Origin of the sequence: Marivirga sericea (genome assembly GCF_900177665.1) — a bacterium.
Classification (GTDB): Bacteria; Bacteroidota; Bacteroidia; order Cytophagales; family Cyclobacteriaceae; genus Marivirga; species Marivirga sericea.
The window spans coordinates 144,229-168,393 of the sequence record NZ_FXAW01000004.1 but is presented as its reverse complement, the minus strand read 5'-3'; the positions used below and the strand labels follow the sequence as shown (position 1 = coordinate 168,393).

23 protein-coding genes are annotated in these 24,165 nt (G+C 35.6%); 9 read left to right on the top strand and 14 right to left on the bottom strand.

Annotated features, from left to right (window positions below; translation table 11 throughout):
* Window positions 1–265: 265 nt before the first annotated feature.
* Window positions 266–4,567, top strand: a complete 4,302-nt coding sequence (dnaE, locus tag B9Y84_RS10605; protein WP_085517078.1) for a DNA polymerase III subunit alpha — start codon at window positions 266–268, stop codon at window positions 4,565–4,567.
* On the opposite strand, the gene B9Y84_RS10600 is transcribed toward dnaE, so the two are convergent.
* On the bottom strand, window positions 4,564–5,196 hold the full coding sequence (locus B9Y84_RS10600; RefSeq protein ID WP_085517077.1) for a hypothetical protein: 633 nt from the start codon (window positions 5,194–5,196) through the stop codon (window positions 4,564–4,566). The two genes, dnaE and B9Y84_RS10600, sit on opposite strands and share 4 nt — an antisense overlap.
* 143 nt (window positions 5,197–5,339) lie before the next feature.
* Window positions 5,340–5,732: an Hsp20 family protein gene (locus tag B9Y84_RS10595; protein WP_176223770.1), complete on the bottom strand. Its 393-nt coding sequence runs from the start codon at window positions 5,730–5,732 to the stop codon at window positions 5,340–5,342.
* Between the two features lie 191 nt (window positions 5,733–5,923).
* On the opposite strand from B9Y84_RS10595, the gene B9Y84_RS10590 reads away from it, so the two are divergent.
* The 5 genes from B9Y84_RS10590 to B9Y84_RS10570 are packed head-to-tail and all read left to right on the top strand — an operon-like array spanning window position 5,924 to window position 10,509.
* Window positions 5,924–6,613, top strand: coding sequence for a glycosyltransferase family 2 protein (locus B9Y84_RS10590; protein ID WP_085517075.1), 690 nt, complete (start codon window positions 5,924–5,926; stop codon window positions 6,611–6,613).
* Between the two features lie 2 nt (window positions 6,614–6,615).
* Window positions 6,616–8,091, top strand: a complete 1,476-nt coding sequence (locus B9Y84_RS10585) for a cellulose synthase family protein (RefSeq protein WP_085517074.1) — start codon at window positions 6,616–6,618, stop codon at window positions 8,089–8,091.
* 1 nt (window position 8,092) lies between these two features.
* On the top strand, window positions 8,093–9,391 hold the full coding sequence (locus B9Y84_RS10580; RefSeq protein WP_085517073.1) for an MptA/MptB family glycosyltransferase: 1,299 nt from the start codon (window positions 8,093–8,095) through the stop codon (window positions 9,389–9,391).
* Between the two features lie 16 nt (window positions 9,392–9,407).
* Window positions 9,408–9,893, top strand: coding sequence for a rhodanese-like domain-containing protein (locus B9Y84_RS10575; RefSeq protein WP_245830850.1), 486 nt, complete (start codon window positions 9,408–9,410; stop codon window positions 9,891–9,893).
* Entirely contained in the window at window positions 9,886–10,509 is a 624-nt protein-coding gene (locus B9Y84_RS10570) for a TIGR04282 family arsenosugar biosynthesis glycosyltransferase (protein ID WP_085517071.1), read from the top strand. Before B9Y84_RS10575 ends, B9Y84_RS10570 begins: the two co-directional genes overlap by 8 nt.
* Before the next feature lie 88 nt (window positions 10,510–10,597).
* Here B9Y84_RS10570 and tsf read toward each other — a convergent pair whose 3' ends face one another.
* The 7 genes from tsf to rfaD form a co-directional block, all read right to left on the bottom strand.
* Window positions 10,598–11,428 carry a translation elongation factor Ts gene (tsf, locus tag B9Y84_RS10565; RefSeq protein ID WP_085517070.1) on the bottom strand — a complete coding sequence of 277 codons (831 nt, stop codon included), beginning with the start codon at window positions 11,426–11,428 and terminating at the stop codon, window positions 10,598–10,600.
* 120 nt (window positions 11,429–11,548) lie between these two features.
* Window positions 11,549–12,343 carry a 30S ribosomal protein S2 gene (gene rpsB, locus B9Y84_RS10560; protein ID WP_085517069.1) on the bottom strand — a complete coding sequence of 265 codons (795 nt, stop codon included), beginning with the start codon at window positions 12,341–12,343 and terminating at the stop codon, window positions 11,549–11,551.
* 33 nt (window positions 12,344–12,376) lie between these two features.
* On the bottom strand, window positions 12,377–12,763 hold the full coding sequence (rpsI, locus tag B9Y84_RS10555) for a 30S ribosomal protein S9 (protein WP_085517068.1): 387 nt from the start codon (window positions 12,761–12,763) through the stop codon (window positions 12,377–12,379).
* Window positions 12,764–12,774: 11 nt separating this feature from the next.
* Window positions 12,775–13,218 carry a 50S ribosomal protein L13 gene (gene rplM, locus B9Y84_RS10550; protein ID WP_013455484.1) on the bottom strand — a complete coding sequence of 148 codons (444 nt, stop codon included), beginning with the start codon at window positions 13,216–13,218 and terminating at the stop codon, window positions 12,775–12,777.
* Between the two features lie 382 nt (window positions 13,219–13,600).
* On the bottom strand, window positions 13,601–14,755 hold the full coding sequence (locus tag B9Y84_RS10545; RefSeq protein ID WP_085517067.1) for a BamA/TamA family outer membrane protein: 1,155 nt from the start codon (window positions 14,753–14,755) through the stop codon (window positions 13,601–13,603).
* A gap of 123 nt (window positions 14,756–14,878) precedes the next feature.
* Window positions 14,879–15,700: a mechanosensitive ion channel family protein gene (locus B9Y84_RS10540; protein WP_085517066.1), complete on the bottom strand. Its 822-nt coding sequence runs from the start codon at window positions 15,698–15,700 to the stop codon at window positions 14,879–14,881.
* A gap of 80 nt (window positions 15,701–15,780) precedes the next feature.
* Entirely contained in the window at window positions 15,781–16,734 is a 954-nt protein-coding gene (gene rfaD, locus B9Y84_RS10535; RefSeq protein WP_085517065.1) for an ADP-glyceromanno-heptose 6-epimerase, read from the bottom strand.
* Between the two features lie 91 nt (window positions 16,735–16,825).
* Between rfaD and B9Y84_RS10530 the strand changes: the two genes are divergently transcribed.
* The 3 genes from B9Y84_RS10530 (at window position 16,826) to B9Y84_RS10520 (ending at window position 19,036) form a co-directional block, all read left to right on the top strand.
* A complete protein-coding gene (locus tag B9Y84_RS10530; RefSeq protein ID WP_085517064.1) occupies window positions 16,826–17,242 on the top strand; it encodes a 6-pyruvoyl trahydropterin synthase family protein in 417 nt (138 codons plus the stop codon).
* A 100-nt stretch (window positions 17,243–17,342) separates the two neighbouring features.
* Window positions 17,343–18,452, top strand: coding sequence for a DNA polymerase III subunit gamma/tau (dnaX, locus tag B9Y84_RS10525; protein WP_085517063.1), 1,110 nt, complete (start codon window positions 17,343–17,345; stop codon window positions 18,450–18,452).
* A 197-nt stretch (window positions 18,453–18,649) separates the two neighbouring features.
* The gene (locus B9Y84_RS10520) at window positions 18,650–19,036 is read left to right on the top strand and encodes a hypothetical protein (RefSeq protein ID WP_085517062.1); all 387 of its coding nucleotides are present in this window, start codon (window positions 18,650–18,652) and stop codon (window positions 19,034–19,036) included.
* Here the strand turns inward: B9Y84_RS10520 and B9Y84_RS10515 are convergent.
* The 5 genes from B9Y84_RS10515 to B9Y84_RS10495 form a co-directional block, all read right to left on the bottom strand.
* A complete protein-coding gene (locus B9Y84_RS10515) occupies window positions 19,030–19,803 on the bottom strand; it encodes a CPBP family intramembrane glutamic endopeptidase (protein WP_139828007.1) in 774 nt (257 codons plus the stop codon). The two genes, B9Y84_RS10520 and B9Y84_RS10515, sit on opposite strands and share 7 nt — an antisense overlap.
* A gap of 162 nt (window positions 19,804–19,965) precedes the next feature.
* The gene (locus tag B9Y84_RS10510; protein ID WP_085517060.1) at window positions 19,966–20,862 is read right to left on the bottom strand and encodes a DUF3078 domain-containing protein; all 897 of its coding nucleotides are present in this window, start codon (window positions 20,860–20,862) and stop codon (window positions 19,966–19,968) included.
* A 32-nt stretch (window positions 20,863–20,894) separates the two neighbouring features.
* The gene (locus tag B9Y84_RS10505) at window positions 20,895–21,311 is read right to left on the bottom strand and encodes a response regulator (protein WP_085517059.1); all 417 of its coding nucleotides are present in this window, start codon (window positions 21,309–21,311) and stop codon (window positions 20,895–20,897) included.
* Window positions 21,312–21,479: 168 nt separating this feature from the next.
* Window positions 21,480–23,522 (bottom strand): lytic transglycosylase domain-containing protein, encoded by a 2,043-nt coding sequence (locus B9Y84_RS10500; RefSeq protein ID WP_085517058.1) that lies wholly within the window; start codon window positions 23,520–23,522, stop codon window positions 21,480–21,482.
* A complete protein-coding gene (locus tag B9Y84_RS10495) occupies window positions 23,519–24,163 on the bottom strand; it encodes an O-methyltransferase (protein ID WP_085517057.1) in 645 nt (214 codons plus the stop codon). Before B9Y84_RS10495 ends, B9Y84_RS10500 begins: the two co-directional genes overlap by 4 nt.
* Between the last annotated feature and the right edge of the window lie 2 nt (window positions 24,164–24,165).

Sequence of the window (24,165 nt, the reverse complement as noted above, 5' to 3'; positions counted from 1 at the left end):
TTCTCACTGACCATAATTTAGATCTTAAGTACTTTATCTTCTATGGTTTGCTTTTTAAAAGCATGGAAATGTGATTTAAAGTTCGACAAACTTCCTACTTCCATCTTCCAATTCCTTATTTGTACAAGCTGCCAAAATATAATCTAATTACCATAATGAACCTTTACTTCATAACTTCCGAAAAATCTATTTTTTGTCTTCCGATTCTTGCCGCCTTTCACTAATTTCAAACTCTAAAAATGACCATCCTCTCAGCAACAGTTATATGTACTTAATTTACGATACCGAGACCACCGGACTACCAAAGAATTACAACGCACCCTTAAGTGATGCAGACAATTGGCCTCGTTGTGTCCAAATAGCTTGGCAATTGCATGGAGCAAATGGGGAGCTTTTGGATGCACAAAATCATATCATCCAGCCGGAAGGATACGACATTCCTTATAATGCGGAGAAAGTTCATGGTATTTCAACCGAACGCGCCCAAAGAGAAGGTAAACCGCTGACTGAGGTTTTGGAAGCCTTCAAGACTATTTTAGAGAAAACCGATGTAGTCGTTGGACATAATATCAGCTTTGATGTATCCATAATGGGAGCCGAAATGCTACGTAAAGAGCTTTCAGTGGAAGTGTTAACTGAAAAGCCCATTATTGATACCAAAGATGAAGGAACTGATTTCTGTAAAATCCCAGGGGGTAGAGGGGGAAGATATAAGTGGCCAACATTAACTGAATTGCATAAGAAGCTTTTTGGTCAAGATTTTGCCGATGCTCATGATGCTGCTTATGATGTAGATGCCACTGCCAAATGTTTCTTTGGTTTAATCTCAGAAAATGTAGTTAAACCATTGGGTAACACACCCATTGAAGCGATTCAATATGAACCTCCAAAATTAGATGTAGCTAATTTTGCTAGTAGTTCGAAATCAGAAGAAAAAGCTGCAGCTGATGCCTTGAAGCAAGCTAAAAATGCGGATATATCAGAATTATCGGATACATCATTTGTGCACCTTCATTGCCATACTCAATTCTCTATTTTACAGTCGACCACTGAAATTCCATCAATGGTCAATAAGGCCAAGGAATTGGGCATGCCTGCTATTGCCATGACTGATCATGGGAATATGATGGGGGCCTACAACTTTGTACGGGATGCAAATAAGGCGGGTATCAAGCCGATTGTAGGTTGCGAGTTTTTTTTAACACAAGATCGAAATAATAAGAAAAATAAAGATGACGGTTTTCAAACTGTCTTATTAGCTAAAAATAAAGCCGGTTACCATAATTTGGCAAAGCTTTCGTCTATCGCCTTTGTAGAAGGTTTTTATTATGTCCCTCGAATTGACAGAGAATCCTTGGTGCAATACAAAGAAAATATTATTGCTACCACTGGTGGTTTATGGGGAGAGATTCCCTTTTTAATTCTGAATGCAGGGGAAAGTCAAGCAGAAGAAGCTTTCCTTTGGTGGAAAGAACAATTTGGTGAAGATTTTTACATTGAATTAAACCAGCATGGAGTTCCTGAAGAGCAAAAAGTAAATGAGGTACTGTTGAAATTTGCCAAGAAATACGATGTGAAATATTTCGCAGCCAATAACACTTATTACACCAATAAAGAGGATGCCGAAGCACAGGATATTTTACTTTGTGTAAAAGACGGTGAAACCACGGGTGAGCAAGGAAAGCTCAAAAAATATGTAGGAAAAAGAGGGAGAGAATATCGTTTTGGCTTACCTAATGACGAGTTCTACATTAAGTCTCCTGACGAGATGAAAAAGCTTTTTGCTGATTATCCCGAAGCTATTACTTGTACAGCTGAAATTGCGGAAAAAATAGAAGGTTTTGAATTAGCACGTGATGTTCTTTTACCAAAATATGATATTCCACAGGAATTTATCGATCCAAAAGATGCCGAAGATGGGGGCAACAGAGGAGAAAACGCATATTTAAAGCATATTACATTTGAGGGTGCTAAAAGGCGTTACTCTGAAATTACAGCTGAAATCCAAGAGAGACTCGATTTCGAACTTGAGACCATTGAAAGAACAGGTTATCCTGGGTACTTCTTGATTGTTCAGGATTTCACCACGGCTGCCAGAGAAATGGGAGTTTCTGTTGGTCCTGGAAGAGGTTCAGCAGCAGGCTCTGCTGTAGCCTATTGTACCGGAATTACCAATATTGATCCCGTTAAATATGATTTACTATTTGAGCGTTTCTTGAATCCTGATAGGGTATCATTGCCCGATATTGATATTGACTTTGACGATCACGGTAGGCAAAAAGTGATTGATTATGTAATTGAGAAATATGGAGCAAATCAGGTGGCTCAGATTACCACTTATGGTACCATGGCAGCAAAATCGGCCATCAGGGATACTGCCAGAGTTATGGAATTGCCCTTGATGGATGCCGATAGAATAGCCAAACTGGTACCGGACATTAAGCTCAAGGCATTATTTGATTTGGCTTCAGATAAAAAGAAATTATCAGCCAAGCTTAAGAATAATGGTGAGGCCATTAGTAAGGCTGAAGAGTTATTGAATTTGGCGAAGGCTAATGATGCTTCTGCTAAAGTAATCAATCAAGCCAGAGTTTTGGAAGGTTCCGTTAGAAATACAGGTATTCATGCTTGTGGGGTGATTATCACGCCAGACGACATCACTAAATTCGTACCTGTGGCTTTAGCTAAGGATTCGAATATGTATTGCACGCAGTTTGACAATGCGGTGGTGGAAAATGCAGGTCTTCTAAAGATGGACTTTTTGGGCTTAAAAACTTTGACCCTTATCAAAGATGCAGTTCGAATTGTAGAGGAAAGACATGGTGTTAAGCTTGATCCAGATGAATTTCAAATAGATGATCCTAAGACTTATGAGCTTTTTCAAAGGGGAGAAACCGTAGGTATCTTTCAGTACGAATCTGCGGGAATGCAAAAGTATTTGCGTGATTTGAAGCCTACAGAATTTTCTGATTTGATCGCAATGAATGCTTTGTACCGACCAGGGCCTTTAGAATACATTCCCAATTTCGTGAAACGAAAAAACGGATTAGAAGAAATCAGTTATGACCTCCCCGAAATGGAGGAATACCTCAAAGAGACTTACGGAATTACGGTTTATCAGGAGCAGGTGATGTTGCTTTCTCAGAAATTAGCTGGCTTTACGAAGGGTGAAGCTGATGTCTTGCGTAAAGCAATGGGAAAGAAAATCTTTGCCTTACTGGAAGAGCTAAAACCAAAATTCATTAATCAGGGAGCAGAAAAAGGACATCCAAAAGATGTACTTGAGAAGATATGGAAAGATTGGGAAGCCTTTGCTGCCTACGCATTCAATAAATCTCACTCAACTTGCTACGCTTGGGTAGCTTATCAAACAGCCTATTTAAAGGCTCATTATCCTGCTGAGTACATGGCGTCTGTATTGAGTAACAATATGGGGCAAATCACGGATGTTACTTTCTTCATGGAAGAATGTAAACGAGCGGGCATAGAAGTTTTAGGACCAGATGTCAATGAATCAAATCCTGGCTTTACGGTAAATGAAAATGGACAGATTCGTTTTGGTTTAGCAGCGATTAAAGGAGCTGGCTCCGCGGCAGTGGAGAGTATTATCCAAGAACGAAAAGGAAATGGACAGTACAAGGATATCTTTGATTTCGCAGAGCGAATTCCATTAAAGAGTGTTAATAAAAAGACCTTTGAATCGCTGGCAATGGCTGGTGGATTTGACTGTTTTAAGGAATATCACAGGAAGCAGTTTTTGGTTTCCGATAATGGAGAAGGTACTTTAATTGAGAAGATCATTAAATATGCTCAAAAGCTCCAACATGAGAAGGACAGTGCACAAACCTCTTTATTTGGAGGAGAGGGCGGAGTAGCTATTCCACCACCAAGAGTGATGGAAATGGAGCCCTATTCCGAATTAGAGAAGCTTAATATTGAAAAGGAGGTAGTAGGACTATTTATTTCTGGTCATCCATTGGATGAATATAGATTTGAAATGGAAAGCTTCTGTAATACTCAAGTATCGGAATTAAACGATCTGGAAAGCTTAGCTTCTAAAAATGAGGTGAAAGTGGGAGGTATTGTTACGGCAATTGCGCATAGACAAACAAAAACGGGTAAGCCATTTGGAACCTTAACCTTGGAGGACTATGGCGGTTCTTTTACCTTCTTTATGTTTGGGGATGATTATTTGGCTAATAAGCAATTTTATGAAAATGGCTGGTTTATTTTTATTTCAGGCAGAGTAGGCAAAAAACCATGGGGTGATCAAGCACTTGAATTCAAAATTAGTAAGGTCGAGTTACTTTCAGAATTAAGGGATAAAAGAACCAAAAGTTTGGCTATCAGCATAGATTTGAATGCCATTACCGAAGATTTAATTGTCGAATTGGATAATTTATGCCAGACCTTCAAAGGAGAATGTGAGGTGAAATTGGAGCTTCAAGATAAAGTGAATGGATATAAAGTTGAGACTAAATCAAGAAAATATAAAGTGAATCCTAGCAATGAATTGATAGAAGGATTGAATAGAATTCCAGATTTGAATTATAGGATTTTGACTTAATGCTCTATTGGAGCCTTCAAATCTTTAATAAGTTGAGTAAAATTTGTTCTCAATTGAAAAGTGAGTGTAGTAAGACTAGTAGGATTATTGTTATATTCTTGAAAATCAGTTCTTAAACCAAAGGAAGTGTGTTCAAATACCATAAACTCTAAATTGAGTCCGACAGCCTTTCCAAAGCTTATGCCCGAAAAGCCTACTTTTCTATAGGATTTGAAATCTTCAAGAGGTGTTTCTGGAGGTTGATTTGAACCTAATAAATACATTACTTCATCTGAGTAACGATATGAAATTCCAGCATGAGGTGTTAATGTGATAGGACCAATCTTAATTCTAATATTGGCGTCCAATTGCATTATTAAATTATAGGAATGCTGATCCAGATATAAGTCCTCAGTTTTGAAATACTTCTGGTTGTTTGCATGTATAAAGCTCATATGAGTACTAGCATACAAGAATTTCCAGACACTTTGGTCGATTCCTACGTAATGATGCTGCCCCATTAAAAAGTCGTGCCCACCCATTCCTGTGCCAGCATAGTAAGAGATGGGGAATTTTTGTTCTTGTTCCTGCGCAAATGGTACGAATGAGTAAAGTAAAAAGGCTAATAGGGCAAGGTATTTAGTATGCATAGTTTTGGTTCTTTTATGCCTAAGACATTAATTGTTATTAAAACTAAGAAAATAAGAGTGTAAAAAAAATCCTCTCCAGTATAAGGAAGAGGATTTTGGTACTATTGCAATTCAATGCAGAAATAGATTTTCTACACGCAGGTTTATGATTGTTTGATATTAATTTCTTTTTTACTACTTGTGCTGTTTTTTCCTATGGGTACAAATATTTCTAGTTTATTGTCGCGATACACAGCTTCCACATCATTCGTATTAGCAAAAGCTGGTAGTTGCACCTTTCTGAAAAAAAGTGGAATCATTACTCCATGGTTTTCAGCAGGATGATTTATCGTAGCGAATACCTGTAAGGAATTCTGCTCTGATATTACCTTAAATTGTTTAGCTTCAATGCTTGGTGCGTTCAATTCAATCAAGAAACCATCTGTTTGGTTTTCAATTTTGAAATCAACTTTAGCAACACCTCCTGCTAAGGTATTTAATTGGTCACCTTGAAATAATAAATTTCTTAATACGTCTCTATTTTTTAGTAAATTCATAGTATTGAATTTTTTTAATCGATGTATCAACATCAAAACTTATTCCAAAAGAAAATGTTTGCAAAATCAAGTCAGAATGACATTGTTTGATTTTCGGTACATGACAATTTTTCCATCGTAATAGTGAAATTTGTCTATGCTGAGACATATTAAAAGTAGCGAATTCGTACTTTTGCAGTCTAATAAAGCAAATGAATTCAAAAATAGTAGTCATCATTCCCGCCTTTAATGAAGAAAATGCCGTAGGTAAGGTAGTGAAGGCTATTCCTAAGCACTTGGTAGATGAAATCATTGTTGTGAATAACAATTCCACAGACCGAACAAGGGAGGCAGCAGAGCAGGAGGGAGCCATTGTTTTAGATCAGCCGACTAAAGGATATGGAAATGCTTGTTTAAAGGGGATAGAATATGTACAGTCCAAAGAGCAGAAACCAGATATTATTGTTTTTTTAGATGCAGATTATTCAGATTATCCGGAGCAATTACCGGAGTTGGTAAAACCTGTAGTAGATGATGGTGTGGATTTGGTGATAGGTTCGCGAGCTTTAGGCCAAAGAGAAGGAGGAAGTATGACTATTCCGCAAGTTTTTGGAAACTGGTTAGCTACTAGGTTGATCAGACTTTTTTATGGATATAAATTCACTGATTTAGGGCCTTTTAGAGCGATTCGGTGGAACCGATTGGTGGAACTAGATATGTCGGATAAAACCTTTGGCTGGACGGTAGAAATGCAAGTGAAAGCAGCCAAAAAGAAGTTTAATTGCACAGAAGTACCCATGCAGTATAGGAACCGAATCGGAAAATCGAAGGTTTCTGGAACAGTATACGGAACAGTAATGGCAGGATATAAAATTTTATATACCATTTTTAAATATTTGTGATCATGATTTGGGAGTGGATTATTATTGGACTTTACGGACTTAGCTTATTGTTTATATTCTTTTTTAGTTTAGGGCAATTACACCTTACCTATCATTATTTGAAAGCTAAGAGACTTCAAAAAAATCAATCGATTCAAACACCAGAAATGAAGGGAGATTTCCCTAAAGTTTGTGTGCAATTGCCGGTTTTTAATGAAAAGTACGTAGTCAATAGATTGGTAGATTCAGTATGTAATTTAGATTATCCATCTGATAAATTGGAGATCCAACTGTTAGATGATTCTAATGACGAAACGACTGAATTGCTGGAAGCTAAAGTACAATCTTGGAAGTCTCAAGGAATCAATATAGCCCTGATCAGAAGGCCAGAAAGAGTTGATTTTAAAGCGGGCGCTTTGAAATACGGAATGGGAATAACCGATGCAGAGTTTATTGCAATTTTCGATGCTGATTTTCTACCGCAACCCCATTTCTTGAAAGCGACTATTCCTCATTTTCAAAATGAGAAGATAGGAGTCGTTCAAACTCGATGGGGGCATGTTAATAAAGACTATTCCTTGCTTACTAGGTTGCAAGCCTTTGGTTTGGATGCCCATTTCACAGTGGAGCAAGTAGGGAGGAATACTGCTGGATCGTACATAAATTTTAATGGAACAGGCGGTGTTTGGCGAAAAAAGACCATAGAAGATGCAGGTGGATGGTCAGCGGATACTTTAACTGAAGACCTTGATTTGAGCTACCGTTCTCAACTGAAGGGCTGGGAATTTCTATATAGAGAAGATGTTGAATCACCTGCGGAATTGCCTATTATAATGCCTGCAATTAAATCCCAACAGTTTAGATGGAATAAAGGTGGGGCAGAAACTGCCAGGAAAAACTTCTTAAAAGTATTACGAGCACCAATTGGGCTTGCCAATAAGCTTCATGCATTTTTTCATTTATTCAATAGCTCTATTTTCATTGCAATTTTAATAACAGCTGTACTTAGCGTTCCAATGCTTTGGATCAAAAGTATTCATCCTGAGTTAAAGCTGTTATTTCAAGTGGGAAGTGTGTTTCTATTAGGTTTTTTCTCTATTGCTATCTTTTATTGGGTTGCGAATAAGCATTTGATGAAAGGAAGGGCTCATGGTAGGTATTTTTTCAAAACTTTCCCCTTGTTCATTACTGTTTCGATGGGCTTGTCTCTGCATAATGCGCTAGCAGTAGCCGAAGGTTTGCTCGGCTTTAAGTCAGCTTTTATCAGAACCCCCAAGTTCAATATTTCTGAAAGTAATAAAAGTTGGAAAGATAATAAGTACATAAAGCTCCAATTTAGCTGGCTAAGTGTTATAGAAATGCTATTAGCCTTATATTTTGCTTTTGCTATCTTTCTAGGAGTTTCCTTAGGTGATTACGGTTTAATCATCTTCCATTTGATGTTAATGCTGGGGTTTCTCATGGTGTTTTATCACTCTGTTAAACCGCAACTCAAATAAGTTGAAAGGTTCTCTGAAGTATATTGCGCTGCTGATATTGGGTATAGTACTCATCAGTATCAGTTACTTCACTTTTCGATATGAGAGTCTGATCTTGAGTACTCAATATGTAGGGCTGTTCGCTCTACATCTATTCTTAGCTTATCGCAGAAAAGACTTCTCCTTAAAGGAAATAATTGCTTTTGGGATTTTGCTAAGGGCGCTTTTATTAATTCTAAGCCCCAATTTATCAGAAGATGTCTATCGTTTTCTATGGGATGGTAAATTATGGTGGGAAGGAATAGATGCTTATGCCTTCATGCCTTCCGAATTGATAAAGGCCAAGGCTTTGAATCCTGAATTGTTCTCGAAGCTCAATTCACCTGATTACTACAGTATTTATCCACCAATTAATCAGTTCTTGTTTTTGATAGCAGGAGTTTTTGAAAATGTCAATGCTGGGATTATCACAATTAGAGTTTTTGTGATTCTAGCAGAATTTGGTGTATTGATACTGCTTCCAAAAGTGTTGATCCAATATCAGAAGGACCCTAAACTCTTGATTTATTATGCTTTTAATCCTTTAGTGCTATTAGAATTAACCGGAAATCTGCATTTCGAAGTTTTTGTTATATTCTTTTTGATGTTGGCAATCTATGAATTCGATAGAGGAAATCGAACTAAATCAGCACTAGCCACCGGTTTAGCTATTAGTTTTAAACTTGTACCGATGATTCTGCTAGCAAGTTTTTTCAAGAAGCTGTCTTTAAGAAGATATTTGACATTCAGTACTGTTGCTGTTTTGATCGCGATTATCAGTTTTATCCCCTTCATGTTTTCAGATGCTGTAAAAGGAATTTTGAACAGCACTTCATTATATTTCCAGAACTTTGAATTTAATGCCAGTATTTATTACCTGATTCGGAAAATAGGGTATGGAGTGAAAGGTTATAATATTATTGCAACTGCAGGACCACTCATGGGTGTTTTATCATTTTCAGCAATGGTGCTTTTTAATATTTCAGCCCCCTCAAAAATGAAATTACCAGAAAGAATGATGTGGACCTATCTCATTTACTTCTTTTTTGCTACTACTGTTCATCCGTGGTATGTATTGCCTATTTTGGTTTTGGGGATATTAAGTGAATATAAATTTCCTGTGTTATGGTCTTTTACAATTTTCTTCACCTATTGGGGCTATAGCGTTTCAGGATATCAAGAATATTTAGGAATAGTTGCGGTAGAATACATCTCTTTGGGAGCTTTTATCGTATTTGAATTGATACAGAGAACAAAAAATAATAAGGGACTTTATGCTTAAAATTTGGCTAAATATCATGTTAATATCATTTCTACAATCTTTCATGGCTTGTGGTCAGCAGACTTACGACCAGAAACTGCAATCACTTTATAGCAATACCGTACCTCTTGTTCAGGCTAAAGAAGTTAAAGAAAAACTTAATCAAGAGGATGTGGTTATTTTAGATATTCGATCAGCAAAAGAATATAGTGTTAGTCATTTACCTTACGCTAAATTTATTGATTACGACCGATTTGATATTAGTCAAGTACAAGATATTCCAAAAGATAAGGAAGTGGTAGTTTATTGCTCAGTAGGTTATAGGAGCGAGAAGATAGGAGAGAAACTCAAGAAGGCAGGATTTGGAAATGTAAGTAATATGTATGGTGGTATTTTCCAGTGGAAGAATGAAGATTTTGATGTAGTTAACCAACAAGGAGAAATTACCGATAGTGTGCATACTTACAATAAACGATGGAGCAAATGGTTGGAAGAAGGTAAAGGAATTAAAGTTTATGAATAAGAAGCGTTTACTCATTATTTTCGTCAAAAATCCTGAATTGGGTAAGTGCAAAACCAGACTGGCAGCCACCATTGGTGATGAAAAGGCACTTACTTTTTATAAGAATATGCTTCAGAGTACTAAAGAAATTGCAGAAAAAGTGGAAGCAGATAAAGCAATCTACTATTCGTCATTTATAGATGAAGATGATTTATGGCCAAATCAAGCACCTTTTTATAAGCGATTACAAAATCAAGATCCTGATTTAGGTGCTAAAATGCAATCTGCTTTTTCAGAAGCATTTGACACAGGATATGAATCTGTTTGTGTTATCGGTAGTGATTGTTATGCGTTGGATGAGAAAGTTATAGCAGAGGCTTTTAAGACATTGGAAAGTAAAGGTGCCGTTTTAGGTCCAAGCAATGATGGAGGATATTATTTATTGGGAATGAATCAATTATATACCCAGCTCTTTGAACAGAAGGAATGGAGTACTGAAAGTGTTGCCCCAGATACAATTCAAGATTTCAAGAGCCTCAATGTGAAATATTATTTACTTGAACAGTTAACAGATATTGATAATGAGGAGGATTTGAAATCAATCCCTGATACTGTTGTAAAGCAACTTCTGAAATAGTTACTAAACACAAAAAAAGCCTTTGAACATATCATCCAAAGGCTTTATCTATTGTCTTGAATCTTAAATCCAGATTCTAGAATCTATCTTATCCAATTGCTACTCTCTTGAATTCAGTAACAGTCATTCCTTTGTTAACTGAATCTAAATATTGAGCGATAGAAGTTTTGTTATCTTTTACGAAAGCTTGAGGTAATAAAGTGCTTTCTTTGAAGAATTTGTTCAATTTACCTTGAGCAATTTTCTCCAACATTTCTTCTGGCTTCCCTTCCTGACGAGCAGTTTCTTTTCCTATTTCGATTTCTTTCTCTACTACAGAAGAATCCACACCATCTTTGTCAACAGCTACTGGATTCATCGCAGCAATCTGCATTGCTACATCTCTACCAGCTTCCTTAACATCAACTCCGCCGGTATTTTTCAAAGCAACTAATACGCCTAATTTTGCTCCAGCGTGAACATAAGAAACAACCTTTTCACCTTCCAAAGTTTCGTAGTGGCTGATTTCGATTTTTTCACCGATTTTACCGACCATTTCTATAACCTTGTCACCAATGGTGATATCTTCATAAGGAATGGCCTTAAGTGCGTCCATATCAGCTGGCTTTTCTGTTGCAACTTTTTCTATGATGTCTTGACCAAATTTTTGAAAGTCTTCATTCTTAGAAACAAAGTCAGTTTCACAAGTTAAAGAAATTAAGAAAGCTTGGGTTTCATCATCATTGGTTTTAATGAATACATTACCTTCTGTAGTTTCTCTATCTGCTCTTTTCTCAGATAATTTCTGTCCCTTTTTTCTTAAAAACTCAATGGCTTTGTCAAAATCACCATCAGCTTCAGTTAATGCCTTTTTGCAATCCATCATGCCGGCACCTGTTATTTCTCTAAGCTTTTTTACTTCTTGTGCTGTAATAGCCATGCTTATTTGATTTTAAGTTTTAAATATTGTATTGTGAATGGGTTTAAATAAAAAAATGAACACCGAAACTAGCCCGATGTTCAATTTTTTGAAAGTATTCAATATTGTTCATTAAAGAATTTATTCAGCAGATTTTTCCGAAGACTCTTCTTTCTTAGATTCTTCTTTTGCGTCTACTGCTTTTTTCTCTTCTTCAGCCTGCTTCATTTTCGCATCATCTTTCTCTGCCTTTCTTTCCATCAATCCTTCTTCAATTGCTTTACCGAAAGATTTTAAGATTAAGCTGATTGATTTCCATGCATCATCATTAGCAGGAATTGGATAATCAACTTGAGTAGGGTCAGAGTTAGTATCCACCATTGCGAAAACTGGGATATTTAATTTCTGAGCTTCTTTGATTGCAATGTGCTCTCTTTTAATATCGATAACAAAAAGTGCAGAAGGAAGCCTGTTCAAGTCAGCGATACCGCCTAAAACTCTCTCCATTTTTTCTTTCTCTCTTTGAATCATCAATCTTTCTCTTTTTGCAAGATTAAGATATGACTCTTCTTTTTGCATCTTATCGATGTTAGCCAATTTTTTCAATGACTTTCTGATAGTTGCAAAGTTGGTCATCATTCCACCTTGCCATCTATCTACTACGTAAGGCATATTTAATCTTTTTGCCTCTTCCATCACAATGTCTTGTGCTTGTTTTTTCGTAGCAACGAATAAAACCTTTTTACCAGAACGAACATGGTTCTTGATAGCATGACATGCTTCATCTAGAGCAGCCAAGGTTTTATTCAAATCAATAATGTGGATGCCATTACGCTCCATGAAAATGTAAGGAGCCATTTTTGGATCCCACTTTCTTGTTAAGTGTCCGAAATGGACACCAGCTTCAAGTAAGTCGTTGTACTCAAGCTTAGCCATAAGTGTTTAAATTTATATATTGTAAATAAAAAATTAACGTTTTGAGAACTGGAATGCTCTTCTCGCTTTTCTACGTCCGTATTTCTTACGTTCAACCATTCTTGGGTCTCTAGTAAGGAATCCTTCTGCTTTCAATGCTGGTCTATGTTCCGGATCAAGTTCGCAAAGAGCACGAGCAATTGCTAAACGTACTGCTTCAGCTTGACCTGCAACTCCACCACCATCAACGTTTACCTTAAGGTCAAAAGAACCCTCAGTTTTTGTTGTAGCAAATGGTTGGTTTACGATTGCTTGAAGAATTTCAGTTGGGAAATAATCCTTAACGTCTTTTGTATTAACGGTAATAGCACCTTTGCCTGACTGCATGTACAATCTAGCAACAGATGTTTTTCTTCTACCAATGGTGTTTATAATTTCCATCTATTGATTTTTTAGATTTCTTTAACTTTAGGTTTTTGTGCTTCATGACCGTGTTCTGTTCCTTCATATACATAAAGGTTTCTGAACAAGTCTCTGCCCAATCTGTTTTTCGGCAACATGCCTCGTATAGCTCTTTCTACTAATAAAGTAGAAGATTTTGCTTTCAACTGACGAGGGGTGATTTCACGCTGACCACCAGGATATCCTGTGTAGTGCTGGTAAACTCTATCATCCCATTTCTTTCCAGTCATAAGGATTTTGTCTGCATTGATAACAATAACGTTATCTCCACAGTCCACATTAGGCGTAAAACTTGGTTTATTTTTACCACGAAGAATTTTGGCTACATCGCTGGCAAATCTACCTAATACTTTTCCTGCAGCATCTACTACAACCCAGTCTTTTTCAACTGTTGCTTTATTTGCCGAGATGGTTTTGTAACTAAGCGTATCCACTATTTTTTCTTTTTGTTAGTTCTTAACTCCTTATTAATTAGCTTTTTACAGATAGTAAACATTTATGATCGGGCGAACTATCCGCTAAAAGGGACACAAAGATAGATGCTTATTAATTGAAAAACAACACCCTAGCAAAAAAATCCTGCTGATTTGCCGATTGTTTGGACAATATTTTCACGCTACTGTTATGATGATTCAAAATTAACTGGCATTCTACCGTAAATGCAATTTGGCATGGGAAGATTTTTCATGTCTGGATTATCTAAAATATCAGATTATTGATTTTAGGACAGGCATTTTATTTTTTGAATAGTTGAAGTTACCTCATTTTCTGTTTCTTAATGGCATAAACATTTAACTATTAAAAGGTATGCGTGTCTCAAAAGGATTCCCCTATAAATAAATAGTAGCCCGGTCCTTCATTTGTGAATGCTATATCCAATCTGGTGTAAATGTCTTTTTTTGGAAAAAGCAGAAAACGAATGCCCGCACCTCCAGATACCACAATATTAGAGAGGTCAAAACTTCTTATTTCTGGAAATACTTTTCCTGCACCCGCAAAGATTGCAGCTCCAATTCGATCTGTAAAACTAAATGGAATTGGCAGGAAACGATACTCGATCTGAGCAGCTAATTGATTTCGGTCTCTATATCTTCCGTAATAGTACCCACGCATAATGCTTTCTCCTCCTAACAGTGCCAATTGATTAAATGGAACATTTCCTGAATTAAATTGTCCCAGCAGTTGAGCTGCGAAGACATTATTTTTTCCTACCGACCGATAAAGTCTTGTGTCAGAGACTACTGAGGTGAAATCATAGGAGCTTCCCCAGCTTTGGTTATAGTGAAGTAATGCCAATTCCGAAAAGAATCCTTTCCGCACATTAAGAACGTTATGTCGATTATCATGCACTAGGCCGATTCCAAAGCCTAAATTCGTTGATCCTTGATTTCCTAGTGGCAAAGGTAGCTGTTCGATATTGCTATCTTCGGCAGCAACAAAGTCTACTGAACTCAGGTGCTGAAAATCCATTTCCAAACCAACAAATAAATTCTTTTTGACTTTACGGAGAAGTCGTTCTTTGATAAATATTTGATTGGCATCTACTCTGGCTATGTATTTTTCTGGAGAATTAATACCAATGCCGTGATAGAAAAGCGGAAAGCTTTGAAAACGAAGGCGACCTAAAAGGAACCATTTATCTTGATCAGAATATATAGCATGATCAAACCACAAGCCATATTGATTTTCTAAGGTGAAAAAGGTAAAACCGTTGACTTCACTTAAACGATTCGTTGTATCTTGTTTAGCATAAAAGACAAGCAGCGAGCTTAATCCAAATTCCCAGCTGGTTTCAGGAGCATAAGCAACTGTAGGGTAGATTAAAAATTGCGGCTTTGATATATCACTAGTGTCATTTACTATGCTATTAATATATTTTTTTACGAAATTTTGAGAATAGGCGATTTCTGTAATTAGAAGTAGTGTAGTGATGAATATTGCTTTGGAAAGGAAGTTCTTTAGTTTATTCACGAGCTGTCATTTATTATTTCTCAAAAGAACGATATTAGATTCATTAGTTGTTTATTTTTCTATTTTTTTTGCAAAAAAAAGCCCTCGATTAGTCGAAGGCTCCATTTACATTATTTGTGAGCTCTATTTCGTTTTCATATGTACATCCCTTTGAGGAAATGGAATTTCAATTCCAGCTTTCATAAATGCTACATTTAATTCTTCTAAATTATCGAAGTATACTGGCCACAGATTCTCAGTATCTGTCCAAACGCGCACACTTAAATCCAAAGAGCTATCGCCAAAGTTGGTAAATTTCACAGCTGGTTCCGGATCAGCATGAATTCTTTCATCTCTAGATACAACATCTAAAATGATCTCTCTGACCTTGGAAATGTCAGAGCCATACGCTACTCCTACTTTAAGTTCAGCTCTCCGAGTGTCTTTCAAAGTCGTGTTGGTCACATCTGCGTTAGCTAAGGCTCCATTTGGCATCACTATAACCTGATTATCAAATGTCCTGACATAAGTATGAAGAATATCGATTTTTTCTACTACTCCAAAGTACCCCTTAGCTTCAATGATATCATCAACTCTGAACGGTTTGGTGACTAAAATGAGTATACCTCCTGCAAAGTTGGATAAACTACCTTGCAAGGCTAAACCAATTGCTAAACCGGCAGCACCTAATACTCCAAGTAGAGCAGCAATCTTTATATTAATGCTTTGCGCGATTACTAATACCAGTGCAATGTACAGAACAAACCTAAAGAATGACCCTAGGAATGAGACGAGCGACACATCTAATTCAGATTTTTTGAAGGCTTTGTTTAGACCTTTCATGATATAACTAATAGCGATTCTACCTACAATGAATATGAGAATCACCTTAATTAAACTGATTCCTATTTCAAATGCGTAGGACTGAATTTTATCTAGTAATTCTGGATCTAATTGTTCAAACATATTTTTTGGATTTGGTAAATTAATAGTTCAAATGTGAAATTAAATGTTGTAACATACGATAATTAATCGTATATATTTCTTTATAGTTTCATTTCTTGCATGTAAGCATCTACTCCAGATTCTAGATCTGTAAATTCATGCGGATACCCTATCGATTTTAATTTCTCCATTTTTGCCTCTGTAAAGTACTGATATTTGTCTCTTATATCTTCGGGAGTATCAATAAAGCTAATATCCTCTTTTTTATTCATCGATCTGAAAACGGCTTTAACTAAGTCTAAGAAAGTACGAGCCTTTCCGCTGCCCAGATTGTAAATTCCTGAATTTTTTCTATGATGCATTAACCAAATCATAACATTTACCACATCGTATACAAAAACGAAGTCTCTCATTTGCTCCCCATCTTTGAAATCGGGATTGTGAGATCTGAATAATTTCATCTTTCCAGTATCAGATATTTGCTTGTAGGCATGTAATATCACACTAGCCATTCTGCCTTTATGATATTCTCTGGGGCCATAAACGTTAAAAAATTTCAACCCAGTCCAAAAGAAGGGCTTTTTATCTTGTTTCAGTGCCCATTTGTCAAATTCATTTTTCGAGATTCCATAAGGATTCAAAGGTTTCAGTTCTGAAATTTTATTTTCATCATCTTCATAACCAAATTCACCTAGCCCATAGGTTGCAGCAGAGCTAGCGTAAATAAGTGGGATCTGCATATCAATACATTTTTCCCACATTTTTTTAGTGTATTCGGTGTTGAGTTTGTTTAATAGATCAACATCAAATTCAGCTGTATCTGTTCGAGCCCCTAGGTGGAAAATAAATTCAACTTCTTTCTCATTTTGCTTGTCTAACCATTCAAAAAATTGTTCTCGCTCGATTTTTTTTTGAATTTTTAAGTCTTCCAGATTTTTATTTTTTTCAGGATTATCAAATCTATCTACTGCAATTATGTGGTTAAAACCTTCAGAATTGAGTTTTTTGATGAGATTTGATGCAATAAATCCTGCGGCTCCAGTAACTATTATCATAAAAAGTATGTTTTTGTAATAAGCTCTTTAAGCAAAACTATTTATTATAAATGAATAAACGTATATTTGCACCCTAAAAATTAAGATTGACATGGTTTACGTTAATCGTAAAGAACATTTTAACGCAGCGCACAAGCTTTTTAATCCTAACTGGAGCAGGGAGAAGAATGAAGAAGTTTTTGGTCCATGCGCCAATGAAAATTGGCATGGTCACAATTTTGAGCTCATTGTAACAGTAAAAGGAGAGCCTGATCCTGACACAGGATTCGTAGTTGATTTAAAAAAGCTAAGTAATTTAATCAAGTCTGAAGTCATTGACAAGGTGGATCATAAAAACCTTAATATGGACGTCCCTTTCTTGGAAGGTAAAATGGCCAGTTGCGAAATAATTATTGCTGAATTTTGGAAAATATTGGAGCCAAAGGTGAAGGACCTTCAGGAGGGTTCAAGTCTTCATAAATTGACGCTCTACGAAACACCTAGAAATTTCGTGGAATTTTATGGTTGAGATTCTGTTACAGATTTCAACTCAGAAAAATCTTGAAAAAAAAGTATAATTATCCTTATTTCATATCCTAAAATCAAAAGGGTATTTATAAATTGCGCTAATGGAAAATTTTGTTGTATCAGCAAGGAAATATAGACCAAAAGGTTTTGATGAAGTAGTAGGTCAAAAACACATCACCACTACCTTAAAGAACGCAATAGACAATGATCACTTAGCGCAATCATTATTGTTTTGCGGGCCTAGAGGAGTAGGGAAGACCACCTGCGCCAGAATTTTGGCTAGACTGATCAATGATTTTGAGGTAGATAATATGGAGGGCTCTTCTTCATTAAATATCTACGAATTAGATGCAGCGTCAAATAACTCTGTGGATGACGTTCGTAATCTTATTGACAAAGTCAGAGTACCTCCTCAGCACGGGAAATACAAAGTCTACATTATTGATGAGGTTCACATGCTTTCCAACGCAGCTTTTAATGCGTTTTTGAAAACACTTGAGGAGCCTCCTTCTTATGCTATTTTCATTTTAGCCACTACAGAAAAACATAAAGTAATACCCACTATTCTGTCAAGATGTCAAATTTATGACTTTAACAGAATTAAAGTTTCTGATATTTCAGACCATTTAAAAGATATTGCAGACAGGGAAGGAATTGAAGCGGAAGAAGCTGCACTGCATTTGATAGCTCAAAAAGCTGATGGCGCCTTACGTGATGCGCTGTCCATTTTCGATTTGATCGTTACTTTTTCTACTGACAATAAAATCACTTATCAAGCTACAATAGATAATCTTCATATTTTAGATTACGATTATTATTTTAAAGTAACAGATGCCTTAAACCATGAAAAAATACCTGAAGCGTTATTACTGTTCGATGAGATTCTAAAAAAAGGCTTTGATGGTCATAACTTCATAAATGGACTTGCTGCTCATTTAAGAGATTTATTGGTTTGTAAAGATGAGTCTACTTTACAACTTTTAGAAGTTTCAGAACAAGTGAAGGCTCAGTACAAACAACAAGCTCAAGAAGTATCTCCTTCTTTTATCCTATCTGGTTTGCAGGTTTTAAATCAAACGGACCAATCATATAAGGGTAGTAAAAACCAACGACTTGCAGTGGAATTAGCTTTAATGAAGCTGGCAAAAATTAATAATGCAGTTGATTTAGCAAAACAACAAGATGCAGTTTTAAAAAAAAAAGTGAGCTAGAGGACTCTTCTAGCAATATTAATAGTTCAGAATCAGCCAATAATAAAAACAAATCTTTAGCTGAGCAGATTTCAGAGAAGGCTACTCAAAAGAAGCCGTTAAAATCTTCGCCTTCAATTCCAAAACCTGGAGAGAAAATCAAGTCCAGTGATAGTAAAAATTTAGTAGAAGAAACGCCTGAAGAAACTATTCAAAAATTGGATGAGGACATTCACGATGAAGATTCAAAAGAACTCAATGAAGGTGAAGTAAAGTTGATAATTTTAGAATTCATCAAACAGAATAATATTGGCCCTGTAATTGCAAACTCATTGAAAAGCGCTGTGCAATTAGAAGGGGAGATGATCACTATTGAATTGACAAATCCGGTTGAGGTTGATGGAATTGAAAAAATAAGAGCTGATTTATTGGGATTTATTAGGAAGAGATTTCAAAATAAGGGAATTCAATTGCAGCACCATGTCAATATTGAAAAGGCTGCAGAAAGACCTTATACTCCTAAAGAAAAGTTTGAGGCCATGTTGAAAGAAAATCCTTTGTTGGGAAAGTTAAGAGATACTTTTGGACTCGATACTGATTATTGATCTTCAATTATTTCTTTCAGATGGTATTTTAAAACAGAGTCACTGTTAATCTGTAAATTTTTTATATTGAATTCAATATTGAAGAATTTACGGTTCTGCTTTTGGCTTACCGTGTCCCAGTCCATTTGTTTAGCTATTTGATTGAATTGAGCATATTCTATTTCGATTTCAGAGATAAAGTCGAAGTCTCTATTAATGTCAACTACTTTTTGGTTGCCAAACCGGTTCTCAGCCACTTCTATTTTCAATCTATAATGTTCATTATCGATCATCACTTTTTCTTCTAAATTGATAAATAATGCTAATATCATTAAGATTGAATTAAAGATAGCATGGTGCAAAAAGCCCCAGAAGAAGCCAATTTTCATTCTTAAATAGGCTAGGACTGTTCCTCCGATAATTTGAGGCAAAACTAAAATGGGGGATAACAGAAGAATGCTGAGTGATTCGTTTTTATAGTTGGTTATATGGACTAAGGCAAAAGCAATAATAAAAAGGTAAAAAAATAATGAATAATTCTTAAACCAAAATCTCTTTACGGACTCTTTTCCTACTACAACACCTACCAACTTGAATAGATAGTTTCTTTTGTAGTTTAGGGGAAGGCGAAAAATGATTTCTTCAATAAGTGGACCTACTATTCCTCCCAAAAGAATTAGACCCATAATCCCAAATTGATTGCTTAGGTCTGCAAGGGCATGATCATCTAAATCTATAGCAGTGATTTCTTGGATTAGCTGTATTAGTAAAATAGCAGGAAGAATCATCAAAAAATCGATTATAATAAAAATGAACAGGGTTTGCCATTTTTTATTAAGTTGAGATTTTTTATGATTCGGATTTGGATTTGGTTCTTTTAGAAAGTTAAGGTAATCCTTAAAGTGGGTTTTTAGTAGGTTGAACAAATTAATTCTGTATTAAAAAGTTATTTATATTTTTATGTTTAAGCCAATATTCATCACGCTTTTAAATTGTATACCTGCAACACTTCTAGTTTCTCCAGTTGCTTCATTGATAATAATTTCTTTCGACTTTATATCGTCATCATAGATTAATTGAGTACTGTAGCTTGCTGATAGGAATTCATTGATTTTGAAATTTAGTGCAGTTTCCCAATTGATGTCAATATTACCTAATTTTTCATAATCAGAAAACAGGTTTAGGTTTGTAGATAAGTTTACATTCTCCCAGAGGTCTTTTTGAAAAGAGGAAGAAAAGTTTACACCCGCTTGAAATCTATAGGTATCACCTGCATCAACTCCATAAGCTCCTGCATTAGACAGACTGTCGTCTGTTACAATGGTTGTTTTTGATGAGAGAGGAGATAGAGTCGCTGTGAAAATTTCTTTATATCGATAAGTAAGTCCAATATTGGCTAATAAAAATCCAGGTGCCATGAAACGTGAAATAACTTCATTCTCTTCATCCAGCCCTTGGTCGAATTGCGTCCTAAAATCTACAATAGCTGAAATAAAGATTCTTTTTTTAAGTTGTCGGCTGTATCTTGAAGCTAAAATAATATTGTCATCAGTTTTGATGAAGGGATTATCTCCGTCTCCTTGTCTTAATAACCCATATGCCATATCTAATCTATTATCCCAAGCGTTTTTCCCTTTCGCATATTTGAGATTGAAATTAGTTAAACCTCCAATTGAAATGGAGCTTTGACCTCCACCGTTCCAATTAGTTAAATCAACTTGAGAGAAATTCAAATTGAGAACGGCACCCTTGTGCCAGTAGGTGGTGTCAGATTGAATGCTGTCAGTTTGAGCAAAGGCTGTTGTAGCAACAAATAAAACTAAAAGCAACGATTGAATTATCTTCATAGAATAAAGATATAGTTAAAAGAATTGATTATTTAGTACAGATCAAGAGAACGAATTTCATTCAAAGCATTCTCAGTCAGGGGTTTGGTAATGAATTTTATAACGTGATCATTATTTACAATCTTATCAATATCTCTTTTATTATCAGAACTTGATAAAATAATAACTTTGCATTTGTCCTTTACGATATCTGAAAACTTCTCAAATTCGTATAGAAATACAAATCCATCAACAATTGGCATATTAATGTCTAGAAAAATGATATTAGGAAGTTTATCAGCATCATCTTTATGCTGTTCCAGATACTCTAAAGCACTTTTACCTGAATTTTTGATTTCGACATACTTTGCGAACTCAGTTATTTCTATAATACGCTTGCTAATGAAATTATCAGTATCATTATCATCGACAAGCATCACTAAATCAACAGTTTTTGTAGCTGTTACCATGAAATTTACCCTTGTAATCTATTGATTAACTTTCTCTGTTTAGAGATATTTCTAAACATAAGTAAAGTTTTTTTTAATTAAAACATAAATCTACCGAAATGCTAAATTTTTTCGATAGATGTCACAAATGTACGGTATTGTTAGCAAGAATTTATCTATTGACTGTATTTATTTCTGCTTAATTAGAATTAATTCTCCTTGCTTTAAGCTGTAATCCTCCTTATTATTCCATTCCATTAGTTCTTTCAAGCTGACGTTATATTTCTTTGCCAATGCATACATGGTGTCACCAGAGGTGACTCTGTGTTCTATGTTTTTTTGAATGACTTGCTCAGCTGGATTTACGGTTGCACTAGAATTAATCTCCTGTTTTTCTGGAATTGAATTTTCTTTAGAATATCCGTTTTTATTCACCTTTATTACTTGCCCTATTGATAAAGTATCTCTTATTCCTAAATCATTAACATTTAATAAAGTGGAAATCTTCATGTTGAATCGGTTAGCTATTGCAAAAAAGGTATCTCCTTTTTTGATAGAATAGTCTATGAATTCTTTTTCATCAAATTGAGGGAACTCATCATTTTCTATTTGTGTATCAGTTTCTTCCTGAACTGAAGAGCTTATTTTTCCGGTTTTAATAAGAGAAGAGTCTTGGGCTACATTTAATTCCTTTTTGGAAGTAAGAAGGCTATCGTGCTCTTTATCTGGAGCATTACTAATATTTTTACCTTGCTCAAAATCTAAATCAGTTGAATCGGTTGAAATGGAAATGTTATCATTGGCTAGACTATCATTCAGAACTTTAGGTGATTCAGATTGATATTCCTGACCAGCAATTTCTCCTGTTTGCTCCTTGTTTTCAACTTTAGGGTTTCTTTTGTCCGTCTCTTCTTTAGTCGGATAGTTAGGAGAATTCCTATATTCAACAGGAACATTGGACGGTCGATTGTGGCGCAACCATAGAACTCGCCCTGTTTTAGGTTGTTGAGGAGGTTCCATCCTGTTTTTTCTGTAGAGCTTCTTCAATTTTAGTCCGTATTTCTGGCTGATCTCCCACATATTCTCATTTTTGCCCACCGTATGATAGTAAAACTTAGCCCTGTTTCTTTTTCTTTTTAAATAATATATTTTCCCTGTATTTAATCCTTCTCTAATTTTTAGGTCATTCCATTTTCTAAATTTGTATTCATCTACTCCCGCTGATGCAGCTAACTTTTCGACAGTATATCCAGCTGGGGCATAAATGCCATCTAATCCATTGATTTCCACTTCATGCGGTATTGAACGATCAGACTTGCTAGGGTACTGATCTACCAAAGGGAAATTTTGCTGCAATGAGTCATCAATATTTCCTGGTAAATTCTCTAAATCGGTTTTCTTTTGATTCTGTAGCTTTTCAATTTTTTCTAAATTACTTAGCGGTACAATAACCGTGTAGTTTTTGTCATTAGGAATTTTACCTCTCCTTATCCATTTATTATATTCTTCTAACAGCTCAACAGAAACGTTTTCTTCTTTGGAAATATCTTTCAAAGTGGTTCCTTTTGCATTTTCAATTTCTTTTAAATAGTAGGGAGGTTTTGAAGTGCCTAGAGTGTTTTCAAAAGCGATTTTATGAGCAAGAAATTTTTTCAAATACCAATATGTATCACTGGTTATTTTTAATTTACTGTTGCCAAAATTGCGCTCATCAATCACATCCGCTGCGCCACCTCTTCCTCTTTGATAGGCAATTAAAGCATAAGCCCAGTTATCAAAGTATTTATTATGATCTTTTAGATAATTTGCTGCAGCACGACTAGATGAAACAATATTCATCCGTTCATCAACATTCCGGTCAATTCTTAAATCATTTTCCAATCCTGAAATTTCCTTAAACTGCCAAAACCCCACTGCATTGCTACTCGAAACTGCATCCGAAACCAGTGCACTTTCTTGAATCACCAAATATTTAAAGTCTTCTGGTAACCCTTCCTCTTTAAATATTCTTTCAATTATAGGCATATACATATCTACACGTTCCAATTTCTTCTGGAAGTATTTTTCACTACGAGTCAATGCATCGACATCAGCCTGTATATCTCTTATGGCCCCTGATGTCAGTCTAAAGTCCATATTAGCAAATTCTATACGTGCAGGAACTTGTTGTGCCCACAACTCAGTAGAGAGAAAAGAAATAGCTGCTATTAAAAGAGGAAGTTTTATTTTCATTTTTTTCTTAAAATCATTAATCCATCTCGGATTGGAAATAATACGTTTTGAACCCTGTCATCGTGATGCACAAATTCGTTGAATTCGAGCATACTAGCCGTGTCTTTATCTAGTTTTTTTCTATTTTTCTCTAGTACTTTTCCACTCCATAATACATTATCCACCAAAATATATCCACCACTTCTGACCTGTTTTATACAAAGTTTATAGTAGTTCAAATAATTTGATTTATCTGCATCAATAAAGACCATATCCCAATTTTTATCTAGTGTGGGAATTATCTCTAGGGCCTTTCCTATTTTCATCTCAATTCTACTGGAAAATTCAGAAGACTTGAAATAACCTTGCACTCTTTCTGCTAATTCTTCATTTACATCTAAGGTGATGAGATGTCCATTTTCTCTTAAGCCTTCTGCCATGCAGAGTGCTGAATAACCGGTATAGGTACCGATTTCTAAAATATTTTCTGGCTGAATCATGTGAGATAGCATGGAAAGAACTCTACCTTGTAAATGTCCGCTCAACATTCTTGGCTTTAACACTTCCGTATGGGTTTCTCTATTGATGTTATAGAGCAGTTCGTTCTCAGGCTCTGTATGGGCATCAATATATTTTTCTAAATCAGGATCTAAAAATTCCATAA